This is a genomic window from Pinisolibacter sp. DMC19, from assembly GCF_056313985.1.
This window is the reverse complement of sequence record NZ_JBQUZF010000001.1, coordinates 905,134-931,010: the sequence shown is the minus strand read 5'-3', so window position 1 is coordinate 931,010 and position 25,877 is coordinate 905,134. Positions and strand designations below refer to the sequence as shown.

At 69.4% G+C, this 25,877-nt stretch carries 25 protein-coding genes and 1 riboswitch; of the genes, 15 read left to right on the top strand and 10 right to left on the bottom strand.

Annotated features, from left to right (window positions below; all coding sequences use genetic code 11):
* The first annotated feature begins 28 nt into the window (after window positions 1-28).
* Window positions 29-1,606, top strand: coding sequence for a DegQ family serine endoprotease (locus ACT53U_RS04205; protein WP_476152983.1), 1,578 nt, complete (start codon window positions 29-31; stop codon window positions 1,604-1,606).
* A 60-nt stretch (window positions 1,607-1,666) separates the two neighbouring features.
* Here the strand turns inward: ACT53U_RS04205 and ACT53U_RS04200 are convergent, their stop codons facing one another.
* Both ACT53U_RS04200 and serB read right to left on the bottom strand, forming a co-directional pair.
* Window positions 1,667-2,758 carry an FUSC family protein gene (locus ACT53U_RS04200; protein WP_476152981.1) on the bottom strand — a complete coding sequence of 364 codons (1,092 nt, stop codon included), beginning with the start codon at window positions 2,756-2,758 and terminating at the stop codon, window positions 1,667-1,669.
* 29 nt (window positions 2,759-2,787) lie between these two features.
* Complete coding sequence (serB, locus tag ACT53U_RS04195; RefSeq protein WP_476152979.1) at window positions 2,788-3,678, bottom strand: phosphoserine phosphatase SerB; 891 nt, start codon at window positions 3,676-3,678, stop codon at window positions 2,788-2,790.
* Window positions 3,679-3,726: 48 nt separating this feature from the next.
* Between serB and miaA the strand changes: the two genes are divergently transcribed.
* Window positions 3,727-4,656, top strand: coding sequence for a tRNA (adenosine(37)-N6)-dimethylallyltransferase MiaA (miaA, locus tag ACT53U_RS04190; protein ID WP_476152978.1), 930 nt, complete (start codon window positions 3,727-3,729; stop codon window positions 4,654-4,656).
* 22 nt (window positions 4,657-4,678) lie between these two features.
* Here the strand turns inward: miaA and ACT53U_RS04185 are convergent, their stop codons facing one another.
* Window positions 4,679-5,533 carry a ParA family protein gene (locus tag ACT53U_RS04185; protein WP_476152977.1) on the bottom strand — a complete coding sequence of 285 codons (855 nt, stop codon included), beginning with the start codon at window positions 5,531-5,533 and terminating at the stop codon, window positions 4,679-4,681.
* Window positions 5,534-6,051: 518 nt separating this feature from the next.
* On the opposite strand from ACT53U_RS04185, the gene ACT53U_RS04180 reads away from it, so the two are divergent.
* From ACT53U_RS04180 to ACT53U_RS04165, 4 genes are all read left to right on the top strand, one after another.
* On the top strand, window positions 6,052-7,812 hold the full coding sequence (locus ACT53U_RS04180) for an acetolactate synthase 3 large subunit (RefSeq protein WP_476152976.1): 1,761 nt from the start codon (window positions 6,052-6,054) through the stop codon (window positions 7,810-7,812).
* Window positions 7,813-7,894: 82 nt separating this feature from the next.
* Window positions 7,895-8,431 carry an acetolactate synthase small subunit gene (gene ilvN / locus ACT53U_RS04175; RefSeq protein WP_476137805.1) on the top strand — a complete coding sequence of 179 codons (537 nt, stop codon included), beginning with the start codon at window positions 7,895-7,897 and terminating at the stop codon, window positions 8,429-8,431.
* 46 nt (window positions 8,432-8,477) lie between these two features.
* Window positions 8,478-9,398 (top strand): hypothetical protein, encoded by a 921-nt coding sequence (locus tag ACT53U_RS04170; protein WP_476152975.1) that lies wholly within the window; start codon window positions 8,478-8,480, stop codon window positions 9,396-9,398.
* Window positions 9,399-9,512: 114 nt separating this feature from the next.
* On the top strand, window positions 9,513-11,147 hold the full coding sequence (locus ACT53U_RS04165; RefSeq protein WP_476152974.1) for a hypothetical protein: 1,635 nt from the start codon (window positions 9,513-9,515) through the stop codon (window positions 11,145-11,147).
* 1 nt (window position 11,148) lies between these two features.
* Here the strand turns inward: ACT53U_RS04165 and ACT53U_RS04160 are convergent, their stop codons facing one another.
* Window positions 11,149-11,619 carry a protoglobin domain-containing protein gene (locus ACT53U_RS04160; RefSeq protein ID WP_476152972.1) on the bottom strand — a complete coding sequence of 157 codons (471 nt, stop codon included), beginning with the start codon at window positions 11,617-11,619 and terminating at the stop codon, window positions 11,149-11,151.
* A gap of 384 nt (window positions 11,620-12,003) precedes the next feature.
* Between ACT53U_RS04160 and ACT53U_RS04155 the strand changes: the two genes are divergently transcribed.
* Together ACT53U_RS04155 and ilvC are read left to right on the top strand one after the other, a co-directional pair.
* Window positions 12,004-12,687, top strand: coding sequence for a TetR/AcrR family transcriptional regulator (locus ACT53U_RS04155; RefSeq protein ID WP_476152970.1), 684 nt, complete (start codon window positions 12,004-12,006; stop codon window positions 12,685-12,687).
* A 58-nt stretch (window positions 12,688-12,745) separates the two neighbouring features.
* Window positions 12,746-13,765, top strand: a complete 1,020-nt coding sequence (gene ilvC, locus ACT53U_RS04150) for a ketol-acid reductoisomerase (protein ID WP_476152968.1) — start codon at window positions 12,746-12,748, stop codon at window positions 13,763-13,765.
* Window positions 13,766-14,041: 276 nt separating this feature from the next.
* On the opposite strand, the gene ACT53U_RS04145 is transcribed toward ilvC, so the two are convergent.
* From ACT53U_RS04145 to ACT53U_RS04125, 5 genes are all read right to left on the bottom strand, one after another.
* The gene (locus ACT53U_RS04145; RefSeq protein ID WP_476152966.1) at window positions 14,042-14,551 is read right to left on the bottom strand and encodes a hypothetical protein; all 510 of its coding nucleotides are present in this window, start codon (window positions 14,549-14,551) and stop codon (window positions 14,042-14,044) included.
* Window positions 14,548-15,045 carry a hypothetical protein gene (locus ACT53U_RS04140; RefSeq protein ID WP_476152965.1) on the bottom strand — a complete coding sequence of 166 codons (498 nt, stop codon included), beginning with the start codon at window positions 15,043-15,045 and terminating at the stop codon, window positions 14,548-14,550. The genes ACT53U_RS04145 and ACT53U_RS04140 overlap by 4 nt, the downstream gene beginning before the upstream one ends.
* 65 nt (window positions 15,046-15,110) lie before the next feature.
* Window positions 15,111-15,653 (bottom strand): hypothetical protein, encoded by a 543-nt coding sequence (locus ACT53U_RS04135; RefSeq protein ID WP_476152963.1) that lies wholly within the window; start codon window positions 15,651-15,653, stop codon window positions 15,111-15,113.
* A 54-nt stretch (window positions 15,654-15,707) separates the two neighbouring features.
* The gene (gene pgi / locus ACT53U_RS04130; RefSeq protein ID WP_476152961.1) at window positions 15,708-17,351 is read right to left on the bottom strand and encodes a glucose-6-phosphate isomerase; all 1,644 of its coding nucleotides are present in this window, start codon (window positions 17,349-17,351) and stop codon (window positions 15,708-15,710) included.
* A 76-nt stretch (window positions 17,352-17,427) separates the two neighbouring features.
* On the bottom strand, window positions 17,428-17,664 hold the full coding sequence (locus tag ACT53U_RS04125) for an Lrp/AsnC ligand binding domain-containing protein (RefSeq protein ID WP_476137815.1): 237 nt from the start codon (window positions 17,662-17,664) through the stop codon (window positions 17,428-17,430).
* A gap of 244 nt (window positions 17,665-17,908) precedes the next feature.
* A riboswitch (TPP riboswitch) is annotated at window positions 17,909-18,013 on the top strand.
* Here ACT53U_RS04125 and thiM point away from each other — a divergent pair.
* The 6 genes from thiM (at window position 18,002) to ACT53U_RS04095 (ending at window position 23,364) form a co-directional block, all read left to right on the top strand.
* Window positions 18,002-18,805 (top strand): hydroxyethylthiazole kinase, encoded by an 804-nt coding sequence (gene thiM / locus ACT53U_RS04120; protein ID WP_476152959.1) that lies wholly within the window; start codon window positions 18,002-18,004, stop codon window positions 18,803-18,805. (Overlaps the previous riboswitch by 12 nt.)
* Window positions 18,802-19,461, top strand: coding sequence for a thiamine phosphate synthase (gene thiE / locus ACT53U_RS04115; protein ID WP_476152957.1), 660 nt, complete (start codon window positions 18,802-18,804; stop codon window positions 19,459-19,461). The genes thiM and thiE overlap by 4 nt, the downstream gene beginning before the upstream one ends.
* 44 nt (window positions 19,462-19,505) lie before the next feature.
* Window positions 19,506-20,315: a bifunctional hydroxymethylpyrimidine kinase/phosphomethylpyrimidine kinase gene (thiD, locus tag ACT53U_RS04110; protein WP_476152955.1), complete on the top strand. Its 810-nt coding sequence runs from the start codon at window positions 19,506-19,508 to the stop codon at window positions 20,313-20,315.
* Window positions 20,316-20,340: 25 nt separating this feature from the next.
* Window positions 20,341-21,420 (top strand): TRAP transporter substrate-binding protein, encoded by a 1,080-nt coding sequence (locus ACT53U_RS04105; protein WP_476152953.1) that lies wholly within the window; start codon window positions 20,341-20,343, stop codon window positions 21,418-21,420.
* Between the two features lie 91 nt (window positions 21,421-21,511).
* The gene (locus ACT53U_RS04100) at window positions 21,512-22,324 is read left to right on the top strand and encodes a UDP-2,3-diacylglucosamine diphosphatase (RefSeq protein WP_476137820.1); all 813 of its coding nucleotides are present in this window, start codon (window positions 21,512-21,514) and stop codon (window positions 22,322-22,324) included.
* Window positions 22,321-23,364 carry a glycosyltransferase family 4 protein gene (locus ACT53U_RS04095; RefSeq protein ID WP_476152952.1) on the top strand — a complete coding sequence of 348 codons (1,044 nt, stop codon included), beginning with the start codon at window positions 22,321-22,323 and terminating at the stop codon, window positions 23,362-23,364. The genes ACT53U_RS04100 and ACT53U_RS04095 overlap by 4 nt, the downstream gene beginning before the upstream one ends.
* Window positions 23,365-23,432: 68 nt before the next feature.
* Here the strand turns inward: ACT53U_RS04095 and ACT53U_RS04090 are convergent, their stop codons facing one another.
* Window positions 23,433-24,548: a protein phosphatase CheZ gene (locus ACT53U_RS04090; protein WP_476152950.1), complete on the bottom strand. Its 1,116-nt coding sequence runs from the start codon at window positions 24,546-24,548 to the stop codon at window positions 23,433-23,435.
* 140 nt (window positions 24,549-24,688) lie between these two features.
* Here ACT53U_RS04090 and ACT53U_RS04085 point away from each other — a divergent pair, with 140 nt between their 5' ends.
* Entirely contained in the window at window positions 24,689-25,867 is a 1,179-nt protein-coding gene (locus tag ACT53U_RS04085; RefSeq protein ID WP_476152948.1) for an MFS transporter, read from the top strand.
* The last annotated feature ends 10 nt before the right edge of the window (window positions 25,868-25,877 follow it).

Sequence of the window (25,877 nt, the reverse complement as noted above, 5' to 3'; positions counted from 1 at the left end):
GTGATCGATTGCACGATCCGGGACGGCAATGAACCGAAGAACGGCCCTGGTGCCGGACAAGGGAAGGACACTCTCCGCGATGATCATCCGCGCCTCCTCCGTGCTCTCTTCCGCGACGACCCGTCTGGCTCTGGCCCTGGTGCTCGCCGGCGGGGTCGCCGTCTCGACCGCCGAGGCCCAGCAGGCCCAGCCGCAGGCGAACGGCCAGACGACGACGTCGCGACCGACCCGTTCCGGGCCGGCCTCGGTCGCCGACCTCGCCGAACGGCTGCAGGACGCGGTGGTCAACATCTCGACCTCGCAGACGCTGCCGGCCGAGCGCAACATCCAGATGCCCAAGGCGCCGGACGGCTCGCCGCTGCAGGAGTTCTTCGACGAATTCTTCAAGCGCCAGCAGGGGCTCGGCGGCGGTCAGCCGCGCAAGGTCCAGTCGCTCGGCTCGGGCTTCGTGATCGATGCCTCCGGCCTCGTCGTCACCAACAACCACGTCATCGAAGGCGCCGACGAGGTGACGGTGATCCTCACCGACAACACTCGCCTCAAGGCCGAGGTGGTGGGTCGCGACAAGAAGACCGACGTGGCGTTGCTCCGCATCAAGCCGGCGAAGCCTCTCAAGTTCGTCGAGTTCGGCGACAGCGATCAGGCCCGTGTCGGCGACTGGGTGATGGCGATCGGCAATCCGCTCGGGCTGGGCGGTTCGGTGACGATCGGCATCGTCTCGGCACGCAACCGCGACATCCACGCCGGTCCCTACGACAACTTCATCCAGACCGACGCGGCGATCAACAAGGGCAACTCGGGCGGCCCGCTGTTCGACATGGACGGCAAGGTGGTCGGCATCAACACGGCGATCGCCTCGCCCAACGGCGGCTCGATCGGCATCGGCTTCGCCCTGCCGTCGAAGACCGCGATGGCGGTGGTCGATCAGCTGAAGCAGTTCGGTGAGACCCGCCGCGGTTGGCTCGGCGTGCGCATCCAGGCGGTCACCGACGACATCGCCGAGGGTCTCGGCCTGAAGGAGGCCAAGGGCGCGCTGGTCGCCGGCATCTCCGAGGGTGGCCCCTCGGCCAAGGCCGGCATCCAGGCGGGCGACGTCATCGTCAAGTTCGACGGCAAGGACGTGCCCAACGTCCGCGAGCTGCCGCGCATGGTCGCCGACACCGCGATCGACAAGAAGGTGCCGGTGACGCTGCTGCGCAAGGGCAAGGAAGTGACCGTCGAGGTCCAGCTCGGCCGCCTCGAGGAGGGCGAGAAGAAGGAAGCCGACAAGACCGGCAAGGGCGGCTCGACCGTCGCCCCGACCGCGAAGTCGGTCGCCGGCATGACGCTCGGCGCGCTCGACGGCGAGGCTCGCGCCAAGTTCAAGATCAAGGATCAGGTGGCCAAGGGCGTCGTCGTCACGGCGGTCGATCCGTCGTCCGCCGCAGCGGAGAAGAAGATCGAGCCGGGCAACGTCATCCTCGAAGTGGCGCAGGAGGAGGTTGCCTCCGCCGACGACGTCGCCAAGAAGGTCGAGGCAGCCAAGAAGGACGGGCGCAAGCGGGTGCTGCTGCTGGTCCAGTCGGCCGAAGGCGAGATGCGCTTCGTGACGATCGACGCCAACTGAGGCGGACCGAGATCCGAGACATGCGGGCGGCGCCGGAGCGATCCGGCGCCGTTCGTCGTTTCAGCCGACGGCGTGGCGGAAGCGCTTCGCCACTGCGCGGGCGGCATCGCCGACCGCCTTGCGGCAGCGCGGCGAATAGAGCACCACGGCGCCGAAGAGCCCGAGGAGCGAGCCCAGGCAGATGTCGACGAAGCGGGCGGCCAAGAGCGCCGTCGGCATGCCGCCGTGGCCGAGCGAGGTCGCGTCGGCGAGCAGGATGGTCAGCGGCGTGATGAAGACCGCGGCGAAGGCGTAGTGGCGGACGATCGCGGTCTCGATGACGAAGGCGAGCGACATCATCACCACGGCGATCGTCCACGGCTCGAGCGGCAGCGACAGGATCGCCACCGCGACGATCATGCCGAGCGCGGTGCCGAGGATGCGGTGGAGATGGCGCGTCCACACCGCGCGCAGCGAGGCGCCCTGGATGACGGCGAGGCAGCTGGTCGGCACCCAGTAGGCGCGATCCATCTGCAGGAACTGGGCGACAGCCATGGCGACGCCGACGCTGGCGCCGATGATCAGCGGCTCGAGGACGACGTCGTCGAAGTCGTCGTTGGGCGCCGGGATCGGCTGGGCCGGCCGACGGCGCAACGCGAAGAGGCTGTAGAAGAAGGCGATGACGGCGGCGAGGATCGTGCCCATCGCGAGCAGGCCGACCATCAGCGGGATGTCGGGAACCGGTGTCGGCGCGTAGAGCGCGATCGACGCCGCCATGACGAAGAACAGCGGACCGGGCGGCGCCACGCGGTAGAAGCGGCAGAGCATGGTCACCAGTGTCGTCAGCGCCGTCACCACCGGGATGACGAGAACGGGAACGTGGTGGCTCATGGCGCCGAGCGCGTAGCAGGCGGTCATGGTGAAGGCGAGCGCCATCAGCGCCGCCATGCGGTGGTGGAGCGCCGTCGCCGGCAGATAGAGGAACACCTGTCCGCCGAGCGCCGAGACGAGGCCGTAGTCGAGCCGGCCGAACCAGGCGCCGACGAAGAGCGGCAGGCCGGAGGAGAGCGCCGCGGCGAAGGGCATCTGCCAGGGACGATCGGACGCCCGCACGGTGACGAGGAGACGCCATTCCTCCTTCAGGAAGGCGGCGGCTCGTTCGAAGATCGACATCGGCATTCTCTCGGTGGCGCGGCCCGCCCTCAGCGGCTGACGAACTCGCTGCGGCGGTAGCCCTGGATGTAGAGCAGCGCGGTCAGGTCGCCGTGGTCGATGCGGGCATGGGCCTCCGCCGCGACCTTGGGCTTGGCGTGGAAGGCGACGCCGAGACCGGCCTCGCGGATCATGGCGAGATCGTTGGCGCCGTCGCCGACGGCGAGCGTCAGCGCCCGCGGCACCTTCTTGGTCGCCGAAAGTTCGCGCAAGGAAGCGAGCTTCGCCTCCTGGCCGAGGATCGGTTCGCCGACCGTGCCGGTGAGCTTGCCGTCCTGCTCGATCAGCGTGTTGGACCGGTGTTCGTGGAAGCCGATCATCTGCGAGATCGGGCCGGTGAAGACGGTGAAGCCGCCGGAGACGAGGGCGGCATAGGCGCCGTTCGCCCGCATGGTGCGGACCAGCTCGATCGCGCCGGGGGTGAGGCGGATGCGCTCGGCGATGACCTTGGAGACGACGTTGGCGGGCAGGCCCTTCAACAGGCCGACGCGCTCGCGCAGGGCGGATTCGAACTCGATCTCGCCGCGCATGGCGCGTTCGGTGATCGCGGCGATCTTCTCCTTCAGGCCGAGTTCGGCGGCGAGCTCGTCGATGCATTCCTGGCCGATCATGGTGGAATCCATGTCGGCGACGAGCAGGCCCTTGGCGCGTCCGTCGGCCTTCTGCACCACGACGTCGACCGGGGCGTCGAGGGCGATGCGCAGCTCTTCGGCGATCCGTTTCTCGTGGCCGACGTCGGCGGCGAAGCGGATGTCGGCGGCGACGCCGGTCGCCAGCCAATCGATCGTCGTGCCCGCGAGCCGGTCGCGCGCCGCCTCGGCGAGCTTGTCGGTCAGCGCCGGCGCGGTCGGGGACGAGATCAGGGTTGCAACATGGGTCATGACGGAGGACAAGCTCCCGATCGGGGACATCCGGAAGAGGTCGAGACGATGAGCGGATCGCCCGCGCGCGCGGTGCTTATCGCAGGACCGACGGCCAGCGGCAAGTCGGCGCTGGCGCTGCGCCTCGCCGAGCGGCTCGGCGGCGTGGTGATCAATGCCGACAGCATGCAGATCTACGACGGGCTGTCCGTCCTGACGGCACGGCCGACGGCCGAGGAAGAGGCGCGCGTCGCCCACCGGCTCTACGGCCACGTCGATCCCGCACGCCCCTTCTCGGTCGCCGACTGGCTCGCCGACGTGAACGTTCAACTGGAGGCACTTCGTCTTCACGAAGAGAGTCCACCGGCGATCTTCGTCGGCGGCACCGGTCTCTATTTCGAGAGTCTCCTCAAGGGGCTGGCTCCGGTTCCTCCGGTTCATGCAGAGATTCGGGCGCACTGGCGGGCGCGTGCCGAGGCGGTCGGAGCGGCCGAACTTCATCGTGAACTGCAACTCCGCGACCCCCTCATGGCGGAGCGCCTCGGGGCTACCGACACCCAGCGGCTGACCCGGGCGCTGGAGGTGATCGAGGCGACCGGGCGCTCGCTGGCCGACTGGCAGAACGATCCGCATTCGCCGCCGCTGGTCGATGGGACGCAAGCCGTCCGCATCGTGCTGGAGCCGGAGCGATCGGTGCTGCACGAGCGCATCGAACGGCGCTTCCATCTCATGGTCGAGGCGGGGGCGATCGACGAGGCGCTCGCCTTCGCCGCGCGCGGGCTCTCGCCGGACATGCCGGCGACGCGGGCGATCGGGGTGGCGGCGATGGTGGCGGTCGGGCGCGGCGAGATCGCGCTCGAGGAAGGCATCCGCCGGGGGATCGTCGAGAGCCGGCAATATGCCAAGCGTCAGTCGACCTGGTTCCGCGGCCGGATGGGAGACTGGCTGCGCGGCGAGGCCGATGCGCTCGAGGCGGCGGCGGTCGCGGCCTTCGGCTGACCGGACGGACGGCGAAGCGCCGTCACGACACCACGGCGCGCCTGAGCGAGACGGGGACGTGGAGTGCGGGCTCGGACGGTGTCGACGGCAGGTCGTGCGGCATGCAGCGGCGCAGAATCTCGTCGGCGAGCCGGGCGAAGTCGCCGACCGCGCGCGCCCGCGGCCGCCACGCCCGCAGCGGCATGTCGCGTCCGAAGGCCTCGGCGACCGCGACGTCGACGCGCACGCCGCCGGCGATCTGGCCGAGGCCGTGGCGACGGGCCAACTGGGCGAGGACCTCCTTCTGCATCGACGAGCGGAGATCGACCCGGCTGGGCACGATCAGGGCATCGGTCGCTCCGGTCCGGAGCTCGGCGACGACGCCGTGATAGGCACGCAGGAACTGGCCGACGCCGTCGAGCGAGAGATGGTCGAGGAGGGTGGGCACCAGCACCGTGTCGGCCGCCATCAGGCCGGCGATGATGATGCGCGGCGAGGAGGGTGGCGTGTCGATCAGGATCAGGTCGTAGCCCCGGGCGACCGGTGCCAGCGCCTTGGCGAGCCGGCGCGGGTCGGAGACGCGGACGTCGCCGTCGAAGAGACGGTCGGCGGGCGCCAGATCGATGCTGGTGTGGTCGGTCGGGACGATCGCCGCGGCGAGGACCGCCGAACCGGAGCGCAGGACGTCGTGGGCGGTGGCCGTGCGGGGCGCCGCGACGCGGCCGAGACCGAGGCCGGCGTGGCCCTGGGCATCGAGATCGACGACGAGGACGCGGCGACCGCGCGCGGCGAACTCGGCGGCGAGATTGACGACGGTGGTCGACTTGGCGGTGCCGCCCTTCTTGTTGGCGACGACCAGGACACGGGCACGGTCGGCGCGCTCGCACGCGTCTTCCACGGTCGTGAAGTCTCCTGCCGTCTCCTCGTACATCGCGGTCGAACTCTCCGGGAACGAATCGTCCGGTGGCCCGCAGACCACCGAAGACCCGTCGACGATAGCATCGAAATGCCGGCCGTGACGCGGCAATCGCTGCGACGAGACGCAGCATCCGCCGGATTCCATGGAGGAATTCCGGTTCCGTTACGGCATGTGGGGCACCCCCGATCCCGTGCCGGTGCGGCGCGTGGTCACGGTTTCGCGGCCGCCGTCGGACGTCCCCCTTGACCTGTCGAGCGGGCACGTCTAGTTTTCGCACCGACTTCATCCGAAAGGACTCGTGCCGCCATGTCGCGCACCAGCATTCTCGTACTCGTATCGCGCGCCGCTGCCGGAGCCTGACAGGCTTCGACAATCGACAGCGAGCGCGCGCACAGGCCCCCCACCGGGGCCTTTTTTATTGCCCGGAATTCAACGACGTACCCCGACAACCCGAGAAGATCGCGCGTCGAGAGCGGCGCCAGAAGCGGAGAAGACCGATGTCACGGCAGATGACCGGAGCGGAAATGGTGATCGCGGCCCTGCAGGATCAGGGTGTCGACGTGCTCTTCGGCTATCCGGGCGGATCGGTGCTGCCGATCTACGACGAGATCTTCAAGCAGGACAAGGTTCGCCACGTGCTCGTCCGCCACGAGCAGGGCGCGGTCCATGCCGCCGAAGGCTATGCGCGGTCGACCGGCAAGGTCGGCGCCGTCCTCGTCACCTCCGGTCCGGGTGCCACCAATGCCGTCACCGGCCTCGCCGACGCGCTGCTGGACAGCATTCCGGTCGTCTGCATCACCGGTCAGGTCCCGACCCATCTGATCGGCAACGACGCCTTCCAGGAGTGCGACACCGTCGGCATCACCCGTCCCTGCACCAAGCACAACTGGCTGGTGAAGCGGATCGAGGACCTGCCGCGCATCCTGCACGAGGCCTTCCACGTCGCGAAGTCGGGCCGCCCCGGCCCGGTCGTCGTCGACATCCCGAAGGACGTCCAGTTCGCCACCGGCACCTACGTCGGCCCGAAGAACATCGCCCACAAGACCTATCGTCCGAAGATCAAGGGCGACATGGCGGCGATCCGTCAGGCCGTCGACATGATCGGCAAGGCCAAGCGCCCGGTGTTCTATTCCGGCGGCGGCGTCATCAACTCGGGGCCCTCGGCGACGCAGCTGCTGCGTGAGATCGTCCGCTCGACCGGCCATCCGATCACCTCGACGCTGATGGGTCTCGGCGCCTATCCGGCCGACGATCAGCAGTTCCTGGGCATGCTCGGCATGCACGGGACCTACGAGGCCAACATGGCGATGCACGAGGCGGACCTGATCGTCTGCGTCGGCGCCCGCTTCGACGACCGCATCACCGGCCGTCTCGACGCCTTCGCGCCGCTGGCCAAGAAGATCCACATCGACATCGATCCCTCGTCGATCAACAAGATCGTCAAGGTCGACTGCGCCATCGTCGGCGACGTCGCGCACGTGCTCGAGGACATGATCCGCGTGCTGCGCGAGACCCAGCCCGCGATGGACAAGCCGGCGCTGGAGAAGTGGTGGAAACGGATCGAGACCTGGCGGGCGCGCAAGTGCCTCTCCTACAAGGCTTCGGACGAGATCATCAAGCCGCAGTACGCCATCCAGCGTCTCTACGAGCTGACCCGCGGCCACGACACCTACATCACGACCGAGGTCGGTCAGCACCAGATGTGGGCGGCGCAGTTCTTCAAGTTCGACGAGCCGAACCGCTGGATGACCTCGGGCGGCCTCGGCACCATGGGCTACGGCATCCCGGCGGCGGTCGGCGTGCAGATGGCCCATCCGAAGAGCCTCGTCATCGACATCGCCGGCGAGGCCTCGGTGATGATGACGATGCAGGAGATCTCGACGGCGGTTCAGTACCGTCTGCCGATCAAGATCTTCATCCTGAACAACCACTACATGGGCATGGTCCGGCAGTGGCAGGAGCTGCTGCACGGCGGCCGCTATTCGGAGAGCTATTCGGAGGCGCTGCCCGACTTCGTCAAGCTCGCCGAGGCGATGGGCGGCGTCGGCATCCGCTGCGACAAGCCGGCCGATCTCGACGCGGCGATCAAGCAGATGATCGACACGCCGAAGCCGGTGATCTTCGACTGCATCGTCGATCCGGCCGAGAACTGCTTCCCGATGATCCCGTCGGGCAAGGCCCACAACGAGATGCTCTTCGGCGAAGCGGTCGAGGACATCGGCAGCGTCATCGACGAGAAGGGCAAGATGCTGGTGTGACGCGAGGATCGAGCCGGTCGCCTGCGGGCCGCCGGCTCTCTTCGTGCCTTTCGATCACGCATCCAACACGACGGGTCTCCCCATGAACACCTCGCACTATCCCTCGCAGCACATCTTCCAGTCGGCCGAGACGCACACGCTTTCGGTGATCGTCGACAACGAACCGGGCGTTCTAGCCCGCGTCGTCGGCCTCTTCTCGGGCCGCGGCTACAACATCGAGAGCTTGACCGTCTCGGAGACCGAACACGAGGCGCACCTTTCGCGTATCACCATCGTGACGACGGGTACGCCGATGGTCATCGAGCAGATCAAGAACCAGCTCGCCCGTCTGGTGCCGGTGCACCGGGTCGTCGACCTGACCGTCAACGGCCGGGTGCTCGCCCGCGAGCTGGCGCTGATCAAGGTGAAGGGCAAGGGCGAGGCCCGCGTCGAGGCGCTGCGTCTCGCCGACGCCTTCCGCGCCCGGGTGGTCGACGCCAACACCGAGAGCTTCGTCTTCGAGCTCACCGGCAAGGGCGACAAGATCGACGAATTCGTCGGCTTGATGCGGCCGCTCGGCCTCGTGGAATATTCCCGCACCGGCGTCGCCGCGATCGCGCGCGGGCCGGACGCCATGTGACGATCGGCTCGCCCGGTCGAGGCGACGGGTCGAGATCGGGGACGGCATGATCGACTGGATGATCCGAGGCCTCGGCCTCTTCTGGTTCGTCGGCGGCGCCGTGGCCATTCGGGCCGCCGCCGAGGACCGTTTCTTCGATGCGGCAGGCGCCGCCCTCGGCGAAGGCTGGGGGCGGCGTCGGCGTGTCCGGGCCGGCGTCCGGGCGCTCGGCGCGCTGCTGACGACGGCGAGCGGAGCGGCCCTGCTGCTGCTCGATCGCGCCGCGCCCTGGCTGATGATCGCCAATCTGGTCGTCCAGACGGCGTGGCACACGGCGGCGCCGCGGCTCTTCCCGATCGACGACGAGAGCCTTCCGGGCCGGACACGCGAACGCAACGCGCTCGTCGTCTGGGGCGCGGCGACGGTGCTCCTCGTCGCGATGGTCCTCGACCGCGCGGTCGTGCTCGCGGGCAATCCGATGGCGGAGGCGGCGATCATGCTGGCGATCGTCGCGGGGATGGCGTGGCAGAGCCGCGAGATCCTCCATGGGGCGACGTCCTGGCGTCCACCGGAGCCTTCGGTCTCCATGGACGAGACTGCGGGCGCCGCGTCCATCGATGCGGAGGCCCAGGGCAACGGCATCGGGCCGCGGCGCTGGCTGATCGCGCCGACGATCGACGGTCTCTTCCTCGTCGACCTCGACGGCGAGGACAAGTGGTTCGTCGACGCGGTCGATCTGCCGGCGGCGCTGAAGGCGCGGCTCGAAGCCTTCGGGGCGGACGTGATCGCGCTGCTGGAGCCTCATCGTACGATCGCGGATCTGTGGGTGCTGCCGAGGACTGCGATCCCCGATCTGGAACGGCGGGCGGTGGAGCTCGCGACCGCGCTCGAGCCGCATGCGCGCGACGGCGAGGCGATGTGGTGGCTGCCGCCGGCCGCCGACGTCACGATCGAGGACCTCGAGCCGCCGCCCCATCCGGCGCTCTGATCCGCTTCCCGAAACGGCGGATCGGCTGCCGCGGTGTCGCCATCGTCTCGGGATTGTATCGCCGCGAGCCGCGCCGAGTCGCGGTGACGCCAACCGCCCGAGTGTTCCCCGTCCATGACCGAAGACCGTCCCGCCGCCGAGGGAGCGACGCCGTCGTCCCTCACCCGCGTCCTCGACTTCCTGCTCGAGCACGAGTTCGCCGTCGCCTTCTGGCTTATGGCGGTGCTCGTCATGACGCCGGTCTTCCTGGTCGACGTGCCGCCGCTCGCCGACTACGTCAATCACCTCGCGCGGATGCGGGTGATCGCGGTCGAGGGCGTCGATCCGTACCTGACCGAGTTCTACGAGATCCAGTGGCAGCTCATCCCCAATCTGGCGATGGATCTGGTCGTGCCGGTTCTGAACCGGGTGCTCGACATCTATCGCTCGGGGCAGGTCTTCACCGCGCTCACCATCCTCGCCATGGTGACCGGGCCGATGATCGTGCAGAAGGCGCTGTTCGGGCGGATGAGCGCCTTCTCGCTGGTCGCCTTCGTGGTCGTCTACAACGGCCTCTTCCTCTTCGGCATGATGAACTTCCTGCTCGGCGTCGGCCTCGCCATGTGGGGGCTCGCCGCCTGGATCGCGCTCTCGGAACGCCCGCTCGTGCTGCGCATGGTGGTGTCGGCGGCCTTCTGCTTCGTGCTCTACGTCTGCCATCTCTATGCCGTCGGCCTCTACGGGCTGGCGATCGGCTCGTTCGAACTGTGGGCCTGGGCGAAGCGCGGCTTCCGCGTCGATCGCGGCCTGGCGGGCGCGCTCGCGGCGCTGATCGTTCCGGTGCTGCCGGTGGTGCCGCTGCTGCTGGCCTCCTCGACGTGGGGGCTCGCCGGCGAATACGCCTGGCTGCCGCAGTCGAAGATGGACGGGCTGTCGCTGGTCTTCCGCACCTATTCCGACGTCCACGATCTGGCGCTGATGACGGCGGGCGGCGCGGCGCTGGGTTATGCGCTGCATCGCCGGCTGCTGTCGTTCCACGGCGCCATCCTGCCGCTCCTGGTGTTCGGCATGGCCGTCTTCCTGGCCATGCCCTACACGCTCTTCGGTTCGGAAATGGCCGACCAGCGCATGCCGATCGCCATGTTGTTCCTGGGGCTCGGCTTCGTCCGGTTCGAGCCGGAGGACCGCTGGACCAAGGCCGGCTTCATGGCGCTGGTGGTCGGCTTCACGCTGCTCCGGGTCGCCGACGTCGCCGTCGAGTGGAAGAAGATCGACACGATCTATGCCGACATGCGCAGGTCGCTCGCCACCGTGCCGCGCGGCGCCAAGATCCTGGTCGCCGTCGCCGACGAACCGAAGGGACCGGAGACCGAACAGGACGCGATCAGCCATGCGCCCTGCATCGCCATGATCGAGCGCTCTGCGCTGGTCTCCACGGCGTTTGCGGTCAAGGGCAAGCAGATCATGTCGGTGCGCCCCGCCTATCACGCCCAGGTCGACACCGAGGACGGCAACCCGCCGACGATCTCGCGTCTGGTCGCCTCCGCCTATGTCCACGACGACGCGCTGCCGCGCGACAATTTCTGGGACAAGTGGACGGCCGAGGACGACTACGTCATCGTGCTCCACACCTTTCGCGACGACGACAATCCGGACGTGGACGACCTCGATCTGGTCCACGACGGTCACGGCTTCCAGCTCTATCGGGTGAAGAAGGAAGCCCAGCAGGGTCAGCGTGCACCGATCGAGCCGCGTCGTCCGCCGGCGTGAGTCAGTCGACCAGCGTCGCCTCCCAGCCGAGCAGCGCGGTCGACATGTCGAGCATCACCAGACGCAGGGTGGCGGCGACGAGCAGGCTGCGCTCGGTCGGGTCGGCGATGTCGGCCCCGGCCAGATCGGCGGCCAGCCGCGCGGCGATCCAGCCGTAGCCCTGAATGTAGATCCGTGGGTAGATCTTCCGCTCGCGATGGACGATGCCGATGCGGGTGACCCGGCGGACGTAGTCGTCGTCGACGCCCTCCTCGAACAGGCGTCGCCAATGGTCCTTCTGGGTGCGGCGCAGGCGGTCGATGTCGACGCCGGCGAGGCGCGTCGCCGTCGGCCCGGTGAGGAGGTGGGCGTAGAAATCGTCGATCAGCGCATCGACCAGCGCGGAGAGCAGATCGGCATGGGCGCGCGCGCGTGCGACGTCGGCATCGGTCAATCCGACCGTGATCATGTTTCTTGCGACTTCGGTCTTCATCGGAACGCAAGCCTCGTTCTGTCACGGAAACTGCGGAGCGTTCATGTCGGCGTCGGCGCCTGCCAAGGCGAGGCCGGCGCCGACGCGTCCTCATGTACATCGGAACAATACAATGAATGGTTGATTTCCTCTACGGAACGTGCAGCTTTTCGCGGTCCGTGGACGCCGCCGCCGGCCGGTCCACCACCGTCTTTCGTTTCATGCGATGCGAGCGCCCTTGACCGCGTCGGACGGCGGCGGTAGGACAGCGATCGTGAGCCGTACCGTACAGTACGGTACGCTGCACTGCGGCAAGACGGCAGACCGCGCGAGCGGTTCGCGGGGCGCCCGGCGGCGGAACCTCATCACCGGCCGATCGCGGCCCGGCACCAGGAGACGACAGGCGTGACGTCGCAATCCCACCCGGAAGAGTTCGCCCCGACGGAGCGCCAGATCGGCGTTCTCGACGCGGTGCTGCGTCTTCTGGTCGAGGAGGGCGACCGCGTCACCACGACCGCGGTGGCGCGGGCGGCGTCGTGCTCCAAGGAGACGCTCTACAAGTGGTTCGGTGACCGCGACGGTCTGCTCGCCGCGACGGTGCGCTGGCAGGCGGCGCGGGTGCGGGTCGGGCCGATCGACCGGTCGCGGCTCGATCGCGACAGTCTTTCCGAGCGGCTCGAGGAATTCGCGGTCAACTGGCTGACGGTGATCGGTTCCGACACCTCGGTCGCGCTCAACCGCGTGGCGATCGGCGCCGCCGCCAAGGCCTCGGCCAAGGGCGGGCGGGGCGGCCGGCCGCTCGATCCGGCATCACTCGGGGCGATCGTGCTGGAGAACGGCCGTTTCGCCATGGGGCGGCGGCTGAAGCCGGTGCTCGAGGCGGGGCGCGCGGCGGGGCTCCTCGGCTTCGACGACACGGAAGAGGCCTTCCGCACCTTCTTCGGGCTCGTCGCCCGCGACGTCCAGATCCGGCTGCTCCTCGGCGATCGGATCGATCTTTCGCCCGACACGATCCGGCGCGACGCCGGCCGTGCGGTCGCACAGTTCCTCGCCCTTCACGGGGCGGAACGGGCGGGGTCCACCGCCTGACTTCGAGACCGGCGGGTTCGCCCGCCATGAGCCAGCCCAGCAGGGAAGGAAAAGGGAAATGCGCGTCTATTACGACTCCGATGCCGACATCAATCTGATCAAGGGCAAGAAGGTCGTCATCGTCGGTTACGGCTCGCAGGGCCGCGCCCACGCGATGAACCTCAAGGATTCGGGCGTCAAGGACATCCGCATCGCGCTCAAGGCCGGCTCCACCACCGCCGCCAAGGTGCAGGCCGACGGCCTCCAGGTCCTGACCGTGGCGGAAGCCGCCGCCTGGGGCGACCTCCTGATGATGGCGACCCCGGACGAGCTGCAGGCCGACATCTACAAGGCCGAGATCGCCCCCTACATCCGTGACGGCGCCGCGATCGCCTTCGCCCACGGCCTCAGCGTCCACTTCGGCCTGATCGAGCCGAAGAAGACCGTCGACGTCGTCATGATCGCGCCGAAGGGCCCGGGTCACACCGTGCGCGGCGAGTATCAGAAGGGCGGCGGCGTGCCGTGCCTGATCGCCGTCCATCAGGACGCCACCGGCAACGCCCACGATCTGGCTCTGTCCTACGCCTGCGGCGTCGGCGGCGGCCGTTCGGGCGTCATCGAGACCAACTTCCGCGAAGAGTGCGAGACCGATCTGTTCGGCGAGCAGGTCGTCCTGTGCGGCGGCCTCGTCGAGCTGATCCGCGCCGGCTTCGAGACCCTGGTCGAGGCGGGCTATGCCCCCGAGATGGCCTATTTCGAGTGCCTGCACGAAGTGAAGCTGATCGTCGACCTCATCTACGAGGGCGGCATCGCCAACATGAACTACTCGATCTCCAACACCGCCGAGTGGGGCGAGTACGTCACTGGCCCGCGCATCATCACGTCCGAGACCAAGGCCGAGATGAAGAAGGTGCTCAAGGACATCCAGACCGGTAAGTTCACCTCGGACTGGATGCAGGAGTATCGCGCCGGCGCCGCCCGCTTCAAGGGCATCCGCCGCGTCAACGACGAGCATCAGATCGAGGCCGTCGGCGCCAAGCTGCGCGCCATGATGCCGTGGATCGGCAAGAACAAGCTGGTCGACAAGGCGAAGAACTGAGCCTCTCCGCGCGAGAGACGACGAGGAAAGGCCGGGCGAGAGCCCGGCCTTTTCGCGTTTTCGGGGCAAGCCGATCGTGTGAACTCCAGACATCGGGCCTTTCGCAAAGGCCCTTCATGTCGAGGCGCGAGCGTCAGCGAGCCTCGAAACGCGAAGGGCCGAGTGGCACGGCCCGTCGACGACTTCGCCCTTCGAGGCCCGGCCTTTGGCCGGGCACCTCAGGGTGAAGCCGAACAGCGAGGGAAATGTGGGAGACTTTGTCGTTCGGGGCAGGTTTCACCCGTGGCGCAGATCGTCCCAGATGCGGTCGACGAGGCGGGCGGCGAGGTAGTCGACGCGGTCGCCGCGTTCCTCGTGGAAGCGGCCGCCGGCGTCGACGTCTAGGACGCGCTCGACCTGGGTGCGGCGCAGCGGACCGTGGCCGCCGGCGGCGGGCGCGAAGCGCCATTCGGCGACGGCGACGTCCTTCACCGGCTCGGGGCGGAAGGGACCCGAGGCGACCGCGGCCGGGCGCTCGGCGAGATGGAGCGCGACGAGCGCGATCTCGAGGCGGGGGAGGGACGGGTTACCGACCTCGACCGCGCGGGCGAAGACGTCGTCGACCACGATCCGCGCAGTCGCGGCGAAGCGGCGGCGGTCGGCCTCCTCGAAGGAGCCGGCGAGGCCGTCGGCGTCGATCGCCACCTCGCGGAAGCGATCGGCGATCATCGGCCGAAGACCGCCGACCATGCAGCCGGCGAGGGGCCAGGCGAGGAGGCCGGCGAGGACGCCGCGACGATGCATCATGGCTCGAATTCGCGGCGAGCCCAGCCGGCGGCGAGGCGGAGGAGATCGGCGAGACGGCGATCCTCGTTGTCCGGCGCGTTCCACGGGCCGGAGCTCGGTGGGCGCGAGACGTCGAAGCGGCGGGTCTCGCGCCGGCCGCCGACCGCGATCGAGATGCGACCGACGAACTGGTCTTCGGACCCGCCGGGGAAGAGGCTGTTGCCCTCCGACGTGTCGGAGGTCAGCAGGATCTCGTCGACGTGGAGGACGAGGTCGGCAGCGGCGGGGTCGCGCGGCGCCATGCGCTCGGCGAAGGCGTCGGCGAGGGCGCGCTTCGCCATCGCCTCGACCTTGACCGCGTAGTTCGGCAGGCCGCGTTCGACGAGGCCGGAGACGTCGGCGCGCACCGAGCGGTAGCGCGTCGCGGTGATCGGTCCGCCCTGGGCACGGGCGATGCCGGCGAGCGGCAGTGCGGCGGCGGCGAGGAGCAGGGCGCGGCGGGAAAGCGTCGTCATGGATCACTCCGAATGATCCGGCCGCCGTCTCGGCGACGGACGGCCGGACGTTCTCGCGGACGAGGTCAGGCGCCGAACTCGCGCCGCGCCCAGCCGACGAAGGCCTTGGCGACGGCATCGATGCGGCGCTGGTCGGCGTCGGGCAGGTTGCGCCCGCCGGCGGCCTCGGCCTTGGTGTTGGCCGAGACACGGCGGCTGAACGAACCGTAGACGAGACGCCCCTCGATCCAGTCCTCGTCGTCGGCGGCGCCGAAGGTGCCGAAGGGGATCGTGCGCCAGCGCCCGGCCAAGTAGACCGGGAAGTTGCAGGCATCGATGCGGATGGTCAGCACCGGCGCCTTGCGGTCGCGCGGGTCGACGAGATCGGCGAAGGCGGGACCGGCGGCGCGGCGCACCGCCTCGCCGACGCGGGCCGCCCAATGGGGTACGCCGGCGGCGGCCATCGGCGAAGTGTCGACCTTCACCGCGCGGAAGCGGCGGGTAGGCAGCCGCGACTCGGTGCCGAGCGCCTCGTCGACGGTCAGCCGTTCGGCGCAGCCGCCGAGCGGGGCCAGCGCGAGGGCCGCGACCAGCGCGCGGCGAGTGAGGGTCTTCGACGTGTCCGTCATCGTTTCGTCCTTCGTGTCATGACCGGTCTCGTCGCGACGCCTCCCCGCGTCGCGTCAGTCTTCGGCGCGCAGCATCTGGAAATGGTCGATCAGGCCCAGCGTCGAGCCGTCGCGACCGCCGGCGGGGATCTCGCCCTTGACCATCGGCAGCAGTTCGGTCGCCAGCTGCTTGCCGAGCTCGACGCCCCACTGGTCGAAGGAATTGACGTCGAAGATCACGCCCTGGACGAAGACCTTGTGTTCGTAGAGCGCGAGCAGACGTCCGAGCGTGAAGGGATCGAGCCGGCGATAGAGCAGGGTGTTCGACGGCCGGTTGCCGGGGAACACCTTGTGCGGCGTCAGCGCGTCGATCTCGGCCTTGGGGAGGCCGGCGGCGACGAGTTCGGCGCGCACCACGCGTTCCTTCTTGCCCTTCATCAGCGCCTCGGCCTGGGCGAGGCAGTTGGCGACGAGCTTGGCGTGATGGTCGCCCATCGCCTCGTTGGGCTCGGCCGCCAGCAGGAAGTCGACCGGGATGACGTCGGTGCCCTGGTGGATCAGCTGGAAGAAGGCGTGCTGGCCGTTGGTGCCGGGTTCGCCCCACACCACCGGGCCGGTCGGCCCTTCGACCGGACGGCCGTCGCGGCGCGTCTGCTTGCCGTTCGACTCCATGTCCAGCTGCTGGAGATGGGCGGCGAAGCGGGAGAGCCGCTGATCGTAGGGGATGACGGCCTGGGTCGGCATGCGCATCAGCGAGCGATACCAGACGCCGATCAGCGCCAGCAGCACGGGCAGGTTGCGCTCGAGCGGGGCCTCGAGGAAGTGGTCGTCCATCGCCGCGCCGCCGGCGAGGAAGGCGCGGAAATTGTCCGGTCCGATCGCGAGCATCACCGGCAGGCCGATCGCCGACCACACCGAATAGCGGCCGCCGACCCAGTCCCAGAAGCCGAAGATGCGGTCCTCGGCGATGCCGAAGGCCTTGACCTTGGGAATGGCGGTGGAGATGGCGGCGAAATGGTCGCCGATCGCCTTCTCGCCGAGGGCTGCGACCAGCCAGTCGCGGGCGGACGCCGCGTTGGTCATGGTCTCGAGCGTGGTGAAGGTCTTCGAGGCGATCAGGAACAACGTCGTCTCGGGATCGAGGCCCTTCAGCGTGTCGTGCAGATGGGCGCCGTCGACATTGGAGACGTAGTGGACGCGGGGGCCGTCGTGCCAGGGGGCGAGCGCCAGCGTCACCATCGCCGGGCCGAGGTCCGAGCCGCCGATGCCGAGGTTGACGACGTCGGTGAAGGCTTTGCCGGTGGCGCCGCGGATCGTGCCGCCGCGCACTGCGTTCGCGAAGGCCGTCATGGCGACGAGCACCGCCTCGACGTCGGCGGTGACGTCGCGGCCGTCGACCGCGAAGGGACGGCGGCGATCGGGGTTGCGCAGCGCGACGTGGAGGACGGCGCGGCCCTCGGTGGCGTTGATCTTCTCGCCCGCGAACATCGCGGCGCGGCGCTCGACCAGCTTGGAGGCGCGGGCGAGCGCCAGCAGCAGCTGCATCGTCTCGTCGTTGACGCGATTCTTCGAATAGTCGAGCAGCAGGTCGTCGTGGCGGGCCGAGAAACGGGCGAATCGGTCGGCGTCGGCGGCGAAGAGATCGACGATCCGGGCCGCGCGCATGGTTTCGGCGTGGGCGCGGAGAGCCTGGAAGGCGACGTTGCGCTTTTCGGTCATGGGGTGACCTCGTTCGAGGGCTCGCCGCAAGGGTGGGCGACGACGGGCGCCGGCGAGCGGACGCCCGTCCGGGACGTCAGAATGCCTTGAAGGTGATGACGGTCTTGGTGTCGACGATCCCCGGCACGGTCTGGACCTTCTGGTTGACGAAGTGACCGATGTCGGCCTCGTCCTCGACGTAGAACTTCGCGATCAGGTCGTGATCGCCGGCGGTCGAATAGATCTCCGAGGCGATCTCGGCATCGGCGATGGCGGTGGCCACCTCGTAGGATCGACCGAGCGCGCACTTGATGAGGACGAAGAAGGGTTTCATCTGTTTTTTCCGTTCCTTCGGATGTGGCGCCAGTCGACCAGATGCAGCCGGCGAGGGCAAGAGCGGAGCGCTGCGGATCGACGTCGCGGAGCCCTTCGTCCCCCGTCGCGGCCGGAAATGCGGTCGGCGCGATCATCGGCGGCGACATGGGCGAAGGCGTGGCGACGATGGTCGAACGGTCGTCGGAGCCGGGCTTTTTCACACCCCCTTGCCATCGCTCGATCGCCGGCTTAACTCTTTGGTACAAATCTCATCGGGGTGCCCGGCGCGTTCGGGCTGAGAGGCTCAGGCCAACCCATAGAACCTGATCCGGGTCGTGCCGGCGGAGGGACTTGAGATGTCGATGACGGATACCCATACCCTCTCTCCCGTCGGCAAGGCCAAGACGCTCGCTCCGCGACGCGTCGCCGAGATTCTCGCCCGTCTTCGCGAGCGCCGGCCGCGCATTCACGTGCTGACCTCGCCGGTCGCCCAGACCTTCACCGCCAACATGCTGCTGGCGGTCGGGGCCGAGCCGTCGATGACTTTCGCGCCCGAGGAGGTGCCGGCCTTCGTCGCGGCCTCCGACGCGCTGCTGATCAATCTCGGCATGCTCGACCGCGTGCGGCGCGACGCCTCGCTGACGGCGGTCGAGGTCGCCAAGGATTCGGGCGTGCCGTGGACGCTCGACCCGGTGAAGATCCAGATCTCGCCGTCGCGGCTCGAGTTCGCCCGCCGGCTGATCGATCTCGAGCCCGATCTCGTCCACGTCAATCACGCCGAGTTCGCCGGCCTCTCCGGCCTCGAGACCACCGACGAGAACGTCCGCGACTTCGCCGTCCACTTCGTCTCGACGCTCGCCGTCACCGGCGAGGTCGACATCGTCACCGACGGGACGCGGACGATCCGCGTCGCCAACGGCCATCCGCTGATGGATCGCGTCACTGCAATCGGTTGCGCGGGCTTCGCGGTCGCCACCGCCTTCCGTGCGGTCGAGCCCGATCCGGTCGTCGCCGGAGCGGCGGCGCTGGTGGCGATGGGGGTGGCGGGCGAGACGGCGGCCGCCGCGGCGCACGGGCCGGGCTCCTTCGCCGTCGAGATCGTCGACGCGCTGCACGCGCTCGACGAGGAAACCATCATCGCACGAGCCGAGATCCGATGACCGTCGACATCCGTTGTCATGCCATCCTCGATCCCGAACACGTGCGCGGGCGGGATCTCGCCGATCTGGCGCGCGCCGCGGCTTCGGGTGGGGCGACCATCGTCCAGCTGCGCGACAAGCACGGCACGACCCGCGAGATGGTGGCGCGCGCCCGCGCGGTCGTCGCCGCGCTGGAAGGCACCGGCGTGCCGCTCATCGTCAACGACCGCGTCGACGTGGCGCTGGCCTCGGGTGCGGCGGGCGTCCACGTCGGCCAGGACGACATGGCGGCGGAGGATGCGCGCCGGCTGCTCGGGCCCACGGCGATCGTCGGCCTGACGGTCAAGAACGAGCGCCATGCCGAGACGGTGCCGGTCGCGGCGGTCGACTACGTCTGCATCGGCGGCGTCTTCGCCACCGTTTCCAAGCACAATCCGGATGCGCCGGTCGGCCTCGACGGGCTGGCGCGGCTGGCATCGATCGTGCGGCGGATGCGGGGCGATCTGCCGGTCGGGGCGATCGCCGGCATTCGCGCCGACAACGCCGGCGAAGTGATCGCCGCGGGTGCCGACGGCGTCGCGGTGATCTCGGAGATCTTCATGGCCGACGACCCGCAGGCGGCGACGGCACGACTGGCGGAGGAAGTGGCGGCGGCTCTGGCCGTGCGCCGCCGGTGACGGATGGAGACCGCGGCACCTGCCGCGGTGGGGGAGGAAACGACGTGACGGCCAAGGCACTCACCATCGCCGGCTCGGATTCGGGTGGCGGTGCCGGCATCCAGGCGGATCTGAAGACCTTTTCGGCGCTCGGCGTCTACGGCGCCAGCGTGATCACCGCGCTGACGGCACAGAACACCCGCGGCGTCACCGGCGTGCACGACGTGCCGGTCGACTTCGTCACGGCGCAGATCGACGCGGTCTTCTCCGACATCGGCTTCGATGCGGTGAAGATCGGCATGTTGTCGCAAGGTGCGGTGATCCGCGCCGTGCGTGCCGGGCTCGACCGCTGGCGGGCGTCGAACGTGGTGCTCGATCCGGTGATGGTGGCGACCTCGGGCGATCTGCTGCTCGCCGAGGACGCGGTCGCGACGCTGCGCGAGGTGCTGCTGCCGCGCGCCACGGTGATCACGCCCAATCTCGCCGAGGCCGCCGTGCTGACCGGAAGGCCGCGGGCGACGAACCGCGACGAGATGGTCGATCAGGGCCGGGCGCTCGTCGCCATGGGGGCGCAGGCCGTGCTGGTGAAGGGGGGCCATTTCGAGGGCGAGGCGGCCGACGACGTGCTGGTCGATGCGCGCTCGGCGCAGTGGTTCTCGGCACCGCGCCACCACACCCGCAACACCCACGGCACCGGCTGCACGCTCTCCTCGGCCATCGCCGCGGGGCTGGCGCAGGGGCTCGATCTCGGTCAGTCGGTGCGCGCCGCCAAGGCCTATCTCACGGCGGCGATCCGCACCTCGGATCGTCTCGGCGTCGGTCAGGGCCACGGCCCGGTCGATCATTTCCACGCCTGGTGGTCGGACCGCGCCTGAGGCGGCCGACGAGACGGAGCCTTCGATGACCGGATCTTCTCCCACCCGCCGCGCGGCGCTCGGCGCGCTGGCGCTCTCCGCCGGTGCCGGCCTCGCCCGCCCGGCGATCGCCCGCGGTCTCGTCGAATGGCGGATGGTCACCTCCTGGCCGAAGAACCTGCCGGGGCCGGGCGTCTCGGCGGAACGGCTGGCGCGGTCGATCGAGCGGCTCTCCGACGGGCGGCTGACGGTCAAGGTGCTGGCGGCGGGCGAACTGGTGCCGGCGCTCGAGGTGTTCGACGCGGTCTCCGGCGGTACCGCCGAGATCGGCCACACCGCGGCGATCTACTGGGCCGGCAAGATGCCGGCGGCGCCGATCTTCACCTCGCTGCCCTTCGGCCTGACGCCGCTCGAGCATCTCTCCTGGCTGGAGCAGGGCGGCGGACAGGCGCTGTGGGACGAGCTCTACGCCCCCTTCGGGGTGAAGCCCTTCGTTGCCGGCAACACCGGCGTGTCGATGGCGGGCTGGTTCCGGCGCGAACTCGCCACACCCGACGACGTGCGCGGCCTCAAGATCCGCATCGTCGGCCTGGGCGCCGAGATCTGGCGGCGCATGGGGGCGACGCCGGTGGCGCTGGCGCCGGGCGAGGTGTTCCAGGCGTTCCAGTCGGGCGTGGTCGACGCGGCCGAGCTGCTGGCGCCGGCCTCCGACCTCGCCGTCGGCCTGCACCGGCTGACGCCGCACTACTACGGCCCGGGCTTCGACAAGCCGAACGGCGCGGGCGAGGCGATCGTCTCGATCCGCGCGCTCGAGGCGCTCGATCCCGACCTCAGGGCGATCGTCGCGGCGGCGGCGCGCGAGGAACACGCCGCCGCGCTCGCCCAGGCCGAATGGGCCAATGCCGTGGCGCTCGAGGCGATGATCGCGCAGCACCGGGTCGCGGTGCGCTCGGTGCCCGAGGCGATCGTCTCGGCGGCGCGCGGCCACGCCGAGGCGATCGTCGCCGAGATCGGCGCCAAGGACGCGCTGTCGGGCCGGATCGTCGCCTCCTACGGCGCGGGCAAGGCGCGGGCGCGGCTGTGGGCGCGGGCCAACTGGGCACCCTTCATCGAAGCGCGGGCCTGACGCGCCGATCCCGAATGCGACGGACCGTCATGAAACCGTGACGGGACTCTGGTTCTTCGAAGTCGAACGTGACGAAGACCGGAGCCGAGCCATGACGGCAGGGGCAGAACCACGGCGCTCGAAGGCGCTGTTTCTTTCGGACATCCATCTCGGCACCCGCGGGTGCCGGGCGGATCTGCTGCTCGACTTTCTCAAGCATCACGAGGCCGACACGATCTATCTGGTCGGCGACATCGTCGACGGCTGGCGCCTGAAGCGTGGCTGGTACTGGCCACAGGCCCACAACGACGTCGTGCAGAAGCTCTTGCGCAAGGGTCGCAAGGGCGCCCGCATCGTCTACGTGCCGGGCAATCACGACGAGTTCCTGCGCGACTATCTCGGCGTCCACTTCGGCGTCGTCGAGGTGATGGACCACGCCATCCACGTCGGTGTCGACGGGCGGCGCCATCTCGTCATGCACGGCGATCAGTTCGACGTGGTGGTGCGCAATGCCAAGTGGCTCGCCCATCTCGGCGACGGCGCCTACACGCTGGCGCTCGGCATCAACACCGCACTCGACGCCGTGCGGCGTCGCCTCGGTTTTCCCTACTGGTCGCTGTCGGCCTGGGCCAAGCTCAAGGTCAAGAACGCGGTCGACTTCATCGGCCGCTTCGAGGACACGCTGGCGGCGGAGGCCCGTCGGGTCGGCGCCGACGGCGTGGTCTGCGGCCACATCCATCATGCCACGATCGGCGAACGAGGCGGCGTCTCCTACATGAACACCGGTGACTGGGTGGAGAGCTGCACGGCGCTCCTCGAGAACGACGACGGCTCCTTCGAGATCGTCACCTGGCGCCAGCGCGGCACCGACATCGCCGACGACGCGTCGGACGAGGCCTCCGAGGAGGCACTCGAGGCGGCATGAGCAGAATTCTCGTGGTGACGGATGCCTGGCGTCCGCAGATCAACGGCGTGGTGCGCACGCTCGAACGGTTGGCCGACGAACTGGCGGCGCTCGGTCACGAGGTGGTCTTCCTGACGCCGCTCGACTGGCGCACCCTGCCGTGCCCGTCCTATCCCGAAATCCGGCTGTCGCTGACGACGCCCGGCGCGGTCCGGCGCAAGATCGCGGCGCTGGCGCCCGATCACGTCCACATCGCCACCGAGGGGCCGCTCGGCGTCCTGGCGCGGCGGGCGGTTCTCGCCGGGGCGGCGGACGGGTTCACGACGAGCTATCACACCCGCTTCCCCGAATACGTCGGCTCGCGCTGGCCCTTCGTGCCGATCGGACCGATCCGGCGCTGGCTGCGCAGCTTCCACGAGGCGGCGGACGCCTGCATGGTGGCGACGGAGAGCCTGAAGCGGGAACTGACCGAGCAGGGCCACACCAATCTGGTGATCTGGTCGCGCGGCGTCGACACCACGATCTACCATCCGCGCGACGACCTCGACGAGGTCTATGCCGGTCTGCCGCGGCCGATCTTCCTCAACGTCGGGCGCGTCGCGGTCGAGAAGAACCTCGAGGCCTTCCTGGCGCTCGACCTGCCGGGCACCAAGGTGGTGATCGGCGACGGTCCGGCGCTCGACGGGCTGAAGGCGAAGTTCCCGGCGGCCCGTTTCCTCGGCGCCAAGGTCGGCGAGGATCTGGCGCGGCACTATGCGGCGGCAGACGTCTTCGTCTTCCCCTCGCTCACCGACACGTTCGGCAACGTCGTGGTCGAGGCGCTGGCCTCCGGCCTGCCGGTCGCCGCCTATCCGGTGACCGGGCCGATCGACATCCTCGGCGGGACCACCGGCGGCGTCCTCCACGAGGATCTGCGCGAGGCGGCGCTCGCGGCGCTGACGATCGACCGGGCCGAAGCCGTGGCGCTCGCCCGTCGCTTCGACTGGGCGACCTCGGCCCATCAGTTCGTCGATGCGATCGAGGCCAAGGAACGACGCGCGCGCGAACTCGCGGCCGAGTGATCGGCGAGATGCACGAAGACCCTCGGTCGATCGCTCGGCCGAGGGTCTTCGTCGTTCGAAACCTGGGATCAGCCGAAGGTGATCAGCCGGTGGGCGGTGGAGAACTCGGCGACCGGGTCGACCGACGGCACCACGGCGAGGGCGACCTCGGCGTCCTCGACGGCCAGTTCGACGGCGCCGGTCTCGACCACCATCATCGTGTTGCCGACCGCGACCATCGTCGTCTCGGCGAAGACCTCGTCGTCGGCGAGCGCGGTCTCGCCCATCGGCACGGCCCGATCGGCGCCCTGCGGCATCGGGGCGAAGACGTTGGCGGCGACGCGCTCGACCGCGTCGGAGGCGAAGACGTCGGCACCGGCGAAGACGTCGGCACCGTCGGTGATCGCCTCGTCCTCCGCCTCGTCCGCCGCGAGGTCGAACATGTCCGCCTCGATCGCCTCGTCCTGCGTCGTATCGCCCATCAGCTCGTCGACGCCGCCCTGGTCGACGCCGCGGCCGTGCAGCTGCGGGCCGTTGAGGAGGTGGGCGTCGGGCCGCTCGTCCATCGGGTCGAAGGGCTGGTCGGCGCGCTCGACATCCGCCATGACGTCGGCGAGCGCCTCGCCGAGACCCCAGATGTCCATCATCGCGTTGATGCGGCTCTCGAGGTAGCGCAGCACGGTGACGACCTTGCGGGTCCGCTGGCCGGTGAGGTCCTGGAAGGAACAGGCGGTGTAGATGTCGGTGGCGTGGACGTCGAGCTTCTCGCAGAGCTCGTCGGCGGCGCCGGCCTCGCGCAGGGTCCAGGCGGCTTCCTGGATGCCTTCGGCGGCGTGGAGGATCTCGTTGGTGGCGGTCTCGGTCTGGTCGACGATGGCGTCGAGCTCGTGGCTGGCGTCGGCGAAGCGGCCGCCGTGTTCGGTGTCGAGCTTCATCTGGGCGATTTCCTGCTTGGTGCGGGAAATCGCCTCGGCCATGTCGGCGAGGTCGAGACGGATACGGTCGATGTCGGGCGCGGCGCGTTCGCGACGGATCGTCTTCTCGATGCGGTCGAGCGAGGCGAGGACGATCTCGGTGTCGCAGTTGCGATTGCGACGGGCATGTTCTGCGAGGAACCAGCGGCCACGCTGGGTTTCCATCACCGCGGCTTCGATCGCGTCGTAGTCTTCGATGGCGAGAGGAGTGACCGGCGCGGGCGTCGACATGGTGGCGTGCTCTCGGGGGCTTGCGCGTCGTCGAGGGGGCGATCCGCCGGGAGGGCAGACCGGGCGAGACCATCCCCCCGTCTTAGCTCGCGAATCTCTCGGGATCAGTTTATGGGTTCGTGAAAATCTGAGCAATCGTGATGAAATCGTCTTCCACTCCGTTCCTGATCTCGACGTTCTACGCGGCATCCTTCGTGCCCATCGGCGTGCATCTGCCGTTCTATCCCGTCTTGCTGGCGGCGCGCGGGCAGGATGCGGCGGCGATCGCCGTCATCACGACGCTGCCGATCGTGCTGCGCGTCACCACGGCCTCGGCGCTCGGCGCCTTCGCCGACCGGATCGGCGACCGCCGGCTGGCGCTGATCGTCTATTGCGCGGTGGCGCTGGCGGGGGCGCTGCTGGTCGGCGCGATCGGCGGGTTCTGGGGCCTGCTGGTCGCGACCCTCGTCATGAGCGCCCCGTGGAACGGCGTCCTGCCGGTCTCCGACGCGCTGGCGACCGGCGCGGTCCGGCGCGGCGAGGCGGTCTACGGACGGATGCGGGTGTGGGGCTCGATCTCCTTCGTCGCCGTCAATCTGGCGGCCGGCTGGGTGGCGACGCGCCACGGCGCCCACGGGATCTGGCTCTTCCTCGTCGGCGGCATGGGTCTCCAGTTCGTCGCCGCCTTCTTCCTGCCGCGCGACCGGGCGGAGAAGAGCGAGGCGAGGCCGGCCGGCCCGAGCATGCTCGGCGCCATGCGGGAACTCGCCGGCGACCGGGTGCTGATGGCGGTGCTGATCGGCGTCGCGCTGATGCAGGGCAGCCACGCCATGCTCTACGGCTTCTCGTCGATCCACTGGGCCTCGCTCGGCTTCTCCGGCGACGAGATCGGCGCGCTGTGGGCGCTCGGGGTGATCGGCGAGATCGCGCTCTTCGCCGCCTCGGGCAAGGTGCTCACCCATGTCTCGCCGCGCATGCTGGTGGCGATCGGCGGCATCGGCGGCACGGTGCGCTGGACGCTCTTCCCGCTGCTCGACGGCACCTTCTGGCCCTGGATCTTCCTGCAGACGCTGCATGCGGCGAGCTTCGCCGCCGTCCACCTCGGCGTCATGACGGTGATCGCCCGCCGCGTCGAGGACGGCCGCGCCGCCACCGTGCAGGGCATGATGGTGTCGGGGAACGGATTCACGATGGCGCTGGCGACGCTGGCGAGCGGGCCGCTCTACCAACACTTCGGCGGCGGCGGTTTCGCCGCCATGTCGGTGCTGGCCGCGGTCGGCGGCGTCGTACTGGTCCGCGCGACGGGGGCGGTGCGGCAGGGACAGCCCCACCGCGCCTGACGTCCGGAGA

What these genes read in the sequence shown, in the direction of transcription:
- ACT53U_RS04205 (WP_476152983.1), top strand. Translation starts at nt 29, where the DNA reads ATGAACCGAAGAACGGCCCTGGTGCCGGACAAGGGAAGGACACTCTCC.
- ACT53U_RS04200 (WP_476152981.1), bottom strand. Translation starts at nt 2,758, where the DNA reads ATGTCGATCTTCGAACGAGCCGCCGCCTTCCTGAAGGAGGAATGGCGT.
- serB (WP_476152979.1), bottom strand. Translation starts at nt 3,678, where the DNA reads ATGACCCATGTTGCAACCCTGATCTCGTCCCCGACCGCGCCGGCGCTG.
- miaA (WP_476152978.1), top strand. Translation starts at nt 3,727, where the DNA reads ATGAGCGGATCGCCCGCGCGCGCGGTGCTTATCGCAGGACCGACGGCC.
- ACT53U_RS04180 (WP_476152976.1), top strand. Translation starts at nt 6,052, where the DNA reads ATGTCACGGCAGATGACCGGAGCGGAAATGGTGATCGCGGCCCTGCAG.
- ilvN (WP_476137805.1), top strand. Translation starts at nt 7,895, where the DNA reads ATGAACACCTCGCACTATCCCTCGCAGCACATCTTCCAGTCGGCCGAG.
- ACT53U_RS04170 (WP_476152975.1), top strand. Translation starts at nt 8,478, where the DNA reads ATGATCGACTGGATGATCCGAGGCCTCGGCCTCTTCTGGTTCGTCGGC.
- ACT53U_RS04165 (WP_476152974.1), top strand. Translation starts at nt 9,513, where the DNA reads ATGACCGAAGACCGTCCCGCCGCCGAGGGAGCGACGCCGTCGTCCCTC.
- ACT53U_RS04160 (WP_476152972.1), bottom strand. Translation starts at nt 11,619, where the DNA reads ATGAAGACCGAAGTCGCAAGAAACATGATCACGGTCGGATTGACCGAT.
- ilvC (WP_476152968.1), top strand. Translation starts at nt 12,746, where the DNA reads ATGCGCGTCTATTACGACTCCGATGCCGACATCAATCTGATCAAGGGC.
- ACT53U_RS04145 (WP_476152966.1), bottom strand. Translation starts at nt 14,551, where the DNA reads ATGATGCATCGTCGCGGCGTCCTCGCCGGCCTCCTCGCCTGGCCCCTC.
- ACT53U_RS04140 (WP_476152965.1), bottom strand. Translation starts at nt 15,045, where the DNA reads ATGACGACGCTTTCCCGCCGCGCCCTGCTCCTCGCCGCCGCCGCACTG.
- ACT53U_RS04135 (WP_476152963.1), bottom strand. Translation starts at nt 15,653, where the DNA reads ATGACGGACACGTCGAAGACCCTCACTCGCCGCGCGCTGGTCGCGGCC.
- pgi (WP_476152961.1), bottom strand. Translation starts at nt 17,351, where the DNA reads ATGACCGAAAAGCGCAACGTCGCCTTCCAGGCTCTCCGCGCCCACGCC.
- ACT53U_RS04125 (WP_476137815.1), bottom strand. Translation starts at nt 17,664, where the DNA reads ATGAAACCCTTCTTCGTCCTCATCAAGTGCGCGCTCGGTCGATCCTAC.
- thiM (WP_476152959.1), top strand. Translation starts at nt 18,002, where the DNA reads ATGTCGATGACGGATACCCATACCCTCTCTCCCGTCGGCAAGGCCAAG.
- thiE (WP_476152957.1), top strand. Translation starts at nt 18,802, where the DNA reads ATGACCGTCGACATCCGTTGTCATGCCATCCTCGATCCCGAACACGTG.
- ACT53U_RS04105 (WP_476152953.1), top strand. Translation starts at nt 20,341, where the DNA reads ATGACCGGATCTTCTCCCACCCGCCGCGCGGCGCTCGGCGCGCTGGCG.
- ACT53U_RS04100 (WP_476137820.1), top strand. Translation starts at nt 21,512, where the DNA reads ATGACGGCAGGGGCAGAACCACGGCGCTCGAAGGCGCTGTTTCTTTCG.
- ACT53U_RS04095 (WP_476152952.1), top strand. Translation starts at nt 22,321, where the DNA reads ATGAGCAGAATTCTCGTGGTGACGGATGCCTGGCGTCCGCAGATCAAC.
- ACT53U_RS04090 (WP_476152950.1), bottom strand. Translation starts at nt 24,548, where the DNA reads ATGTCGACGCCCGCGCCGGTCACTCCTCTCGCCATCGAAGACTACGAC.
- ACT53U_RS04085 (WP_476152948.1), top strand. Translation starts at nt 24,689, where the DNA reads ATGAAATCGTCTTCCACTCCGTTCCTGATCTCGACGTTCTACGCGGCA.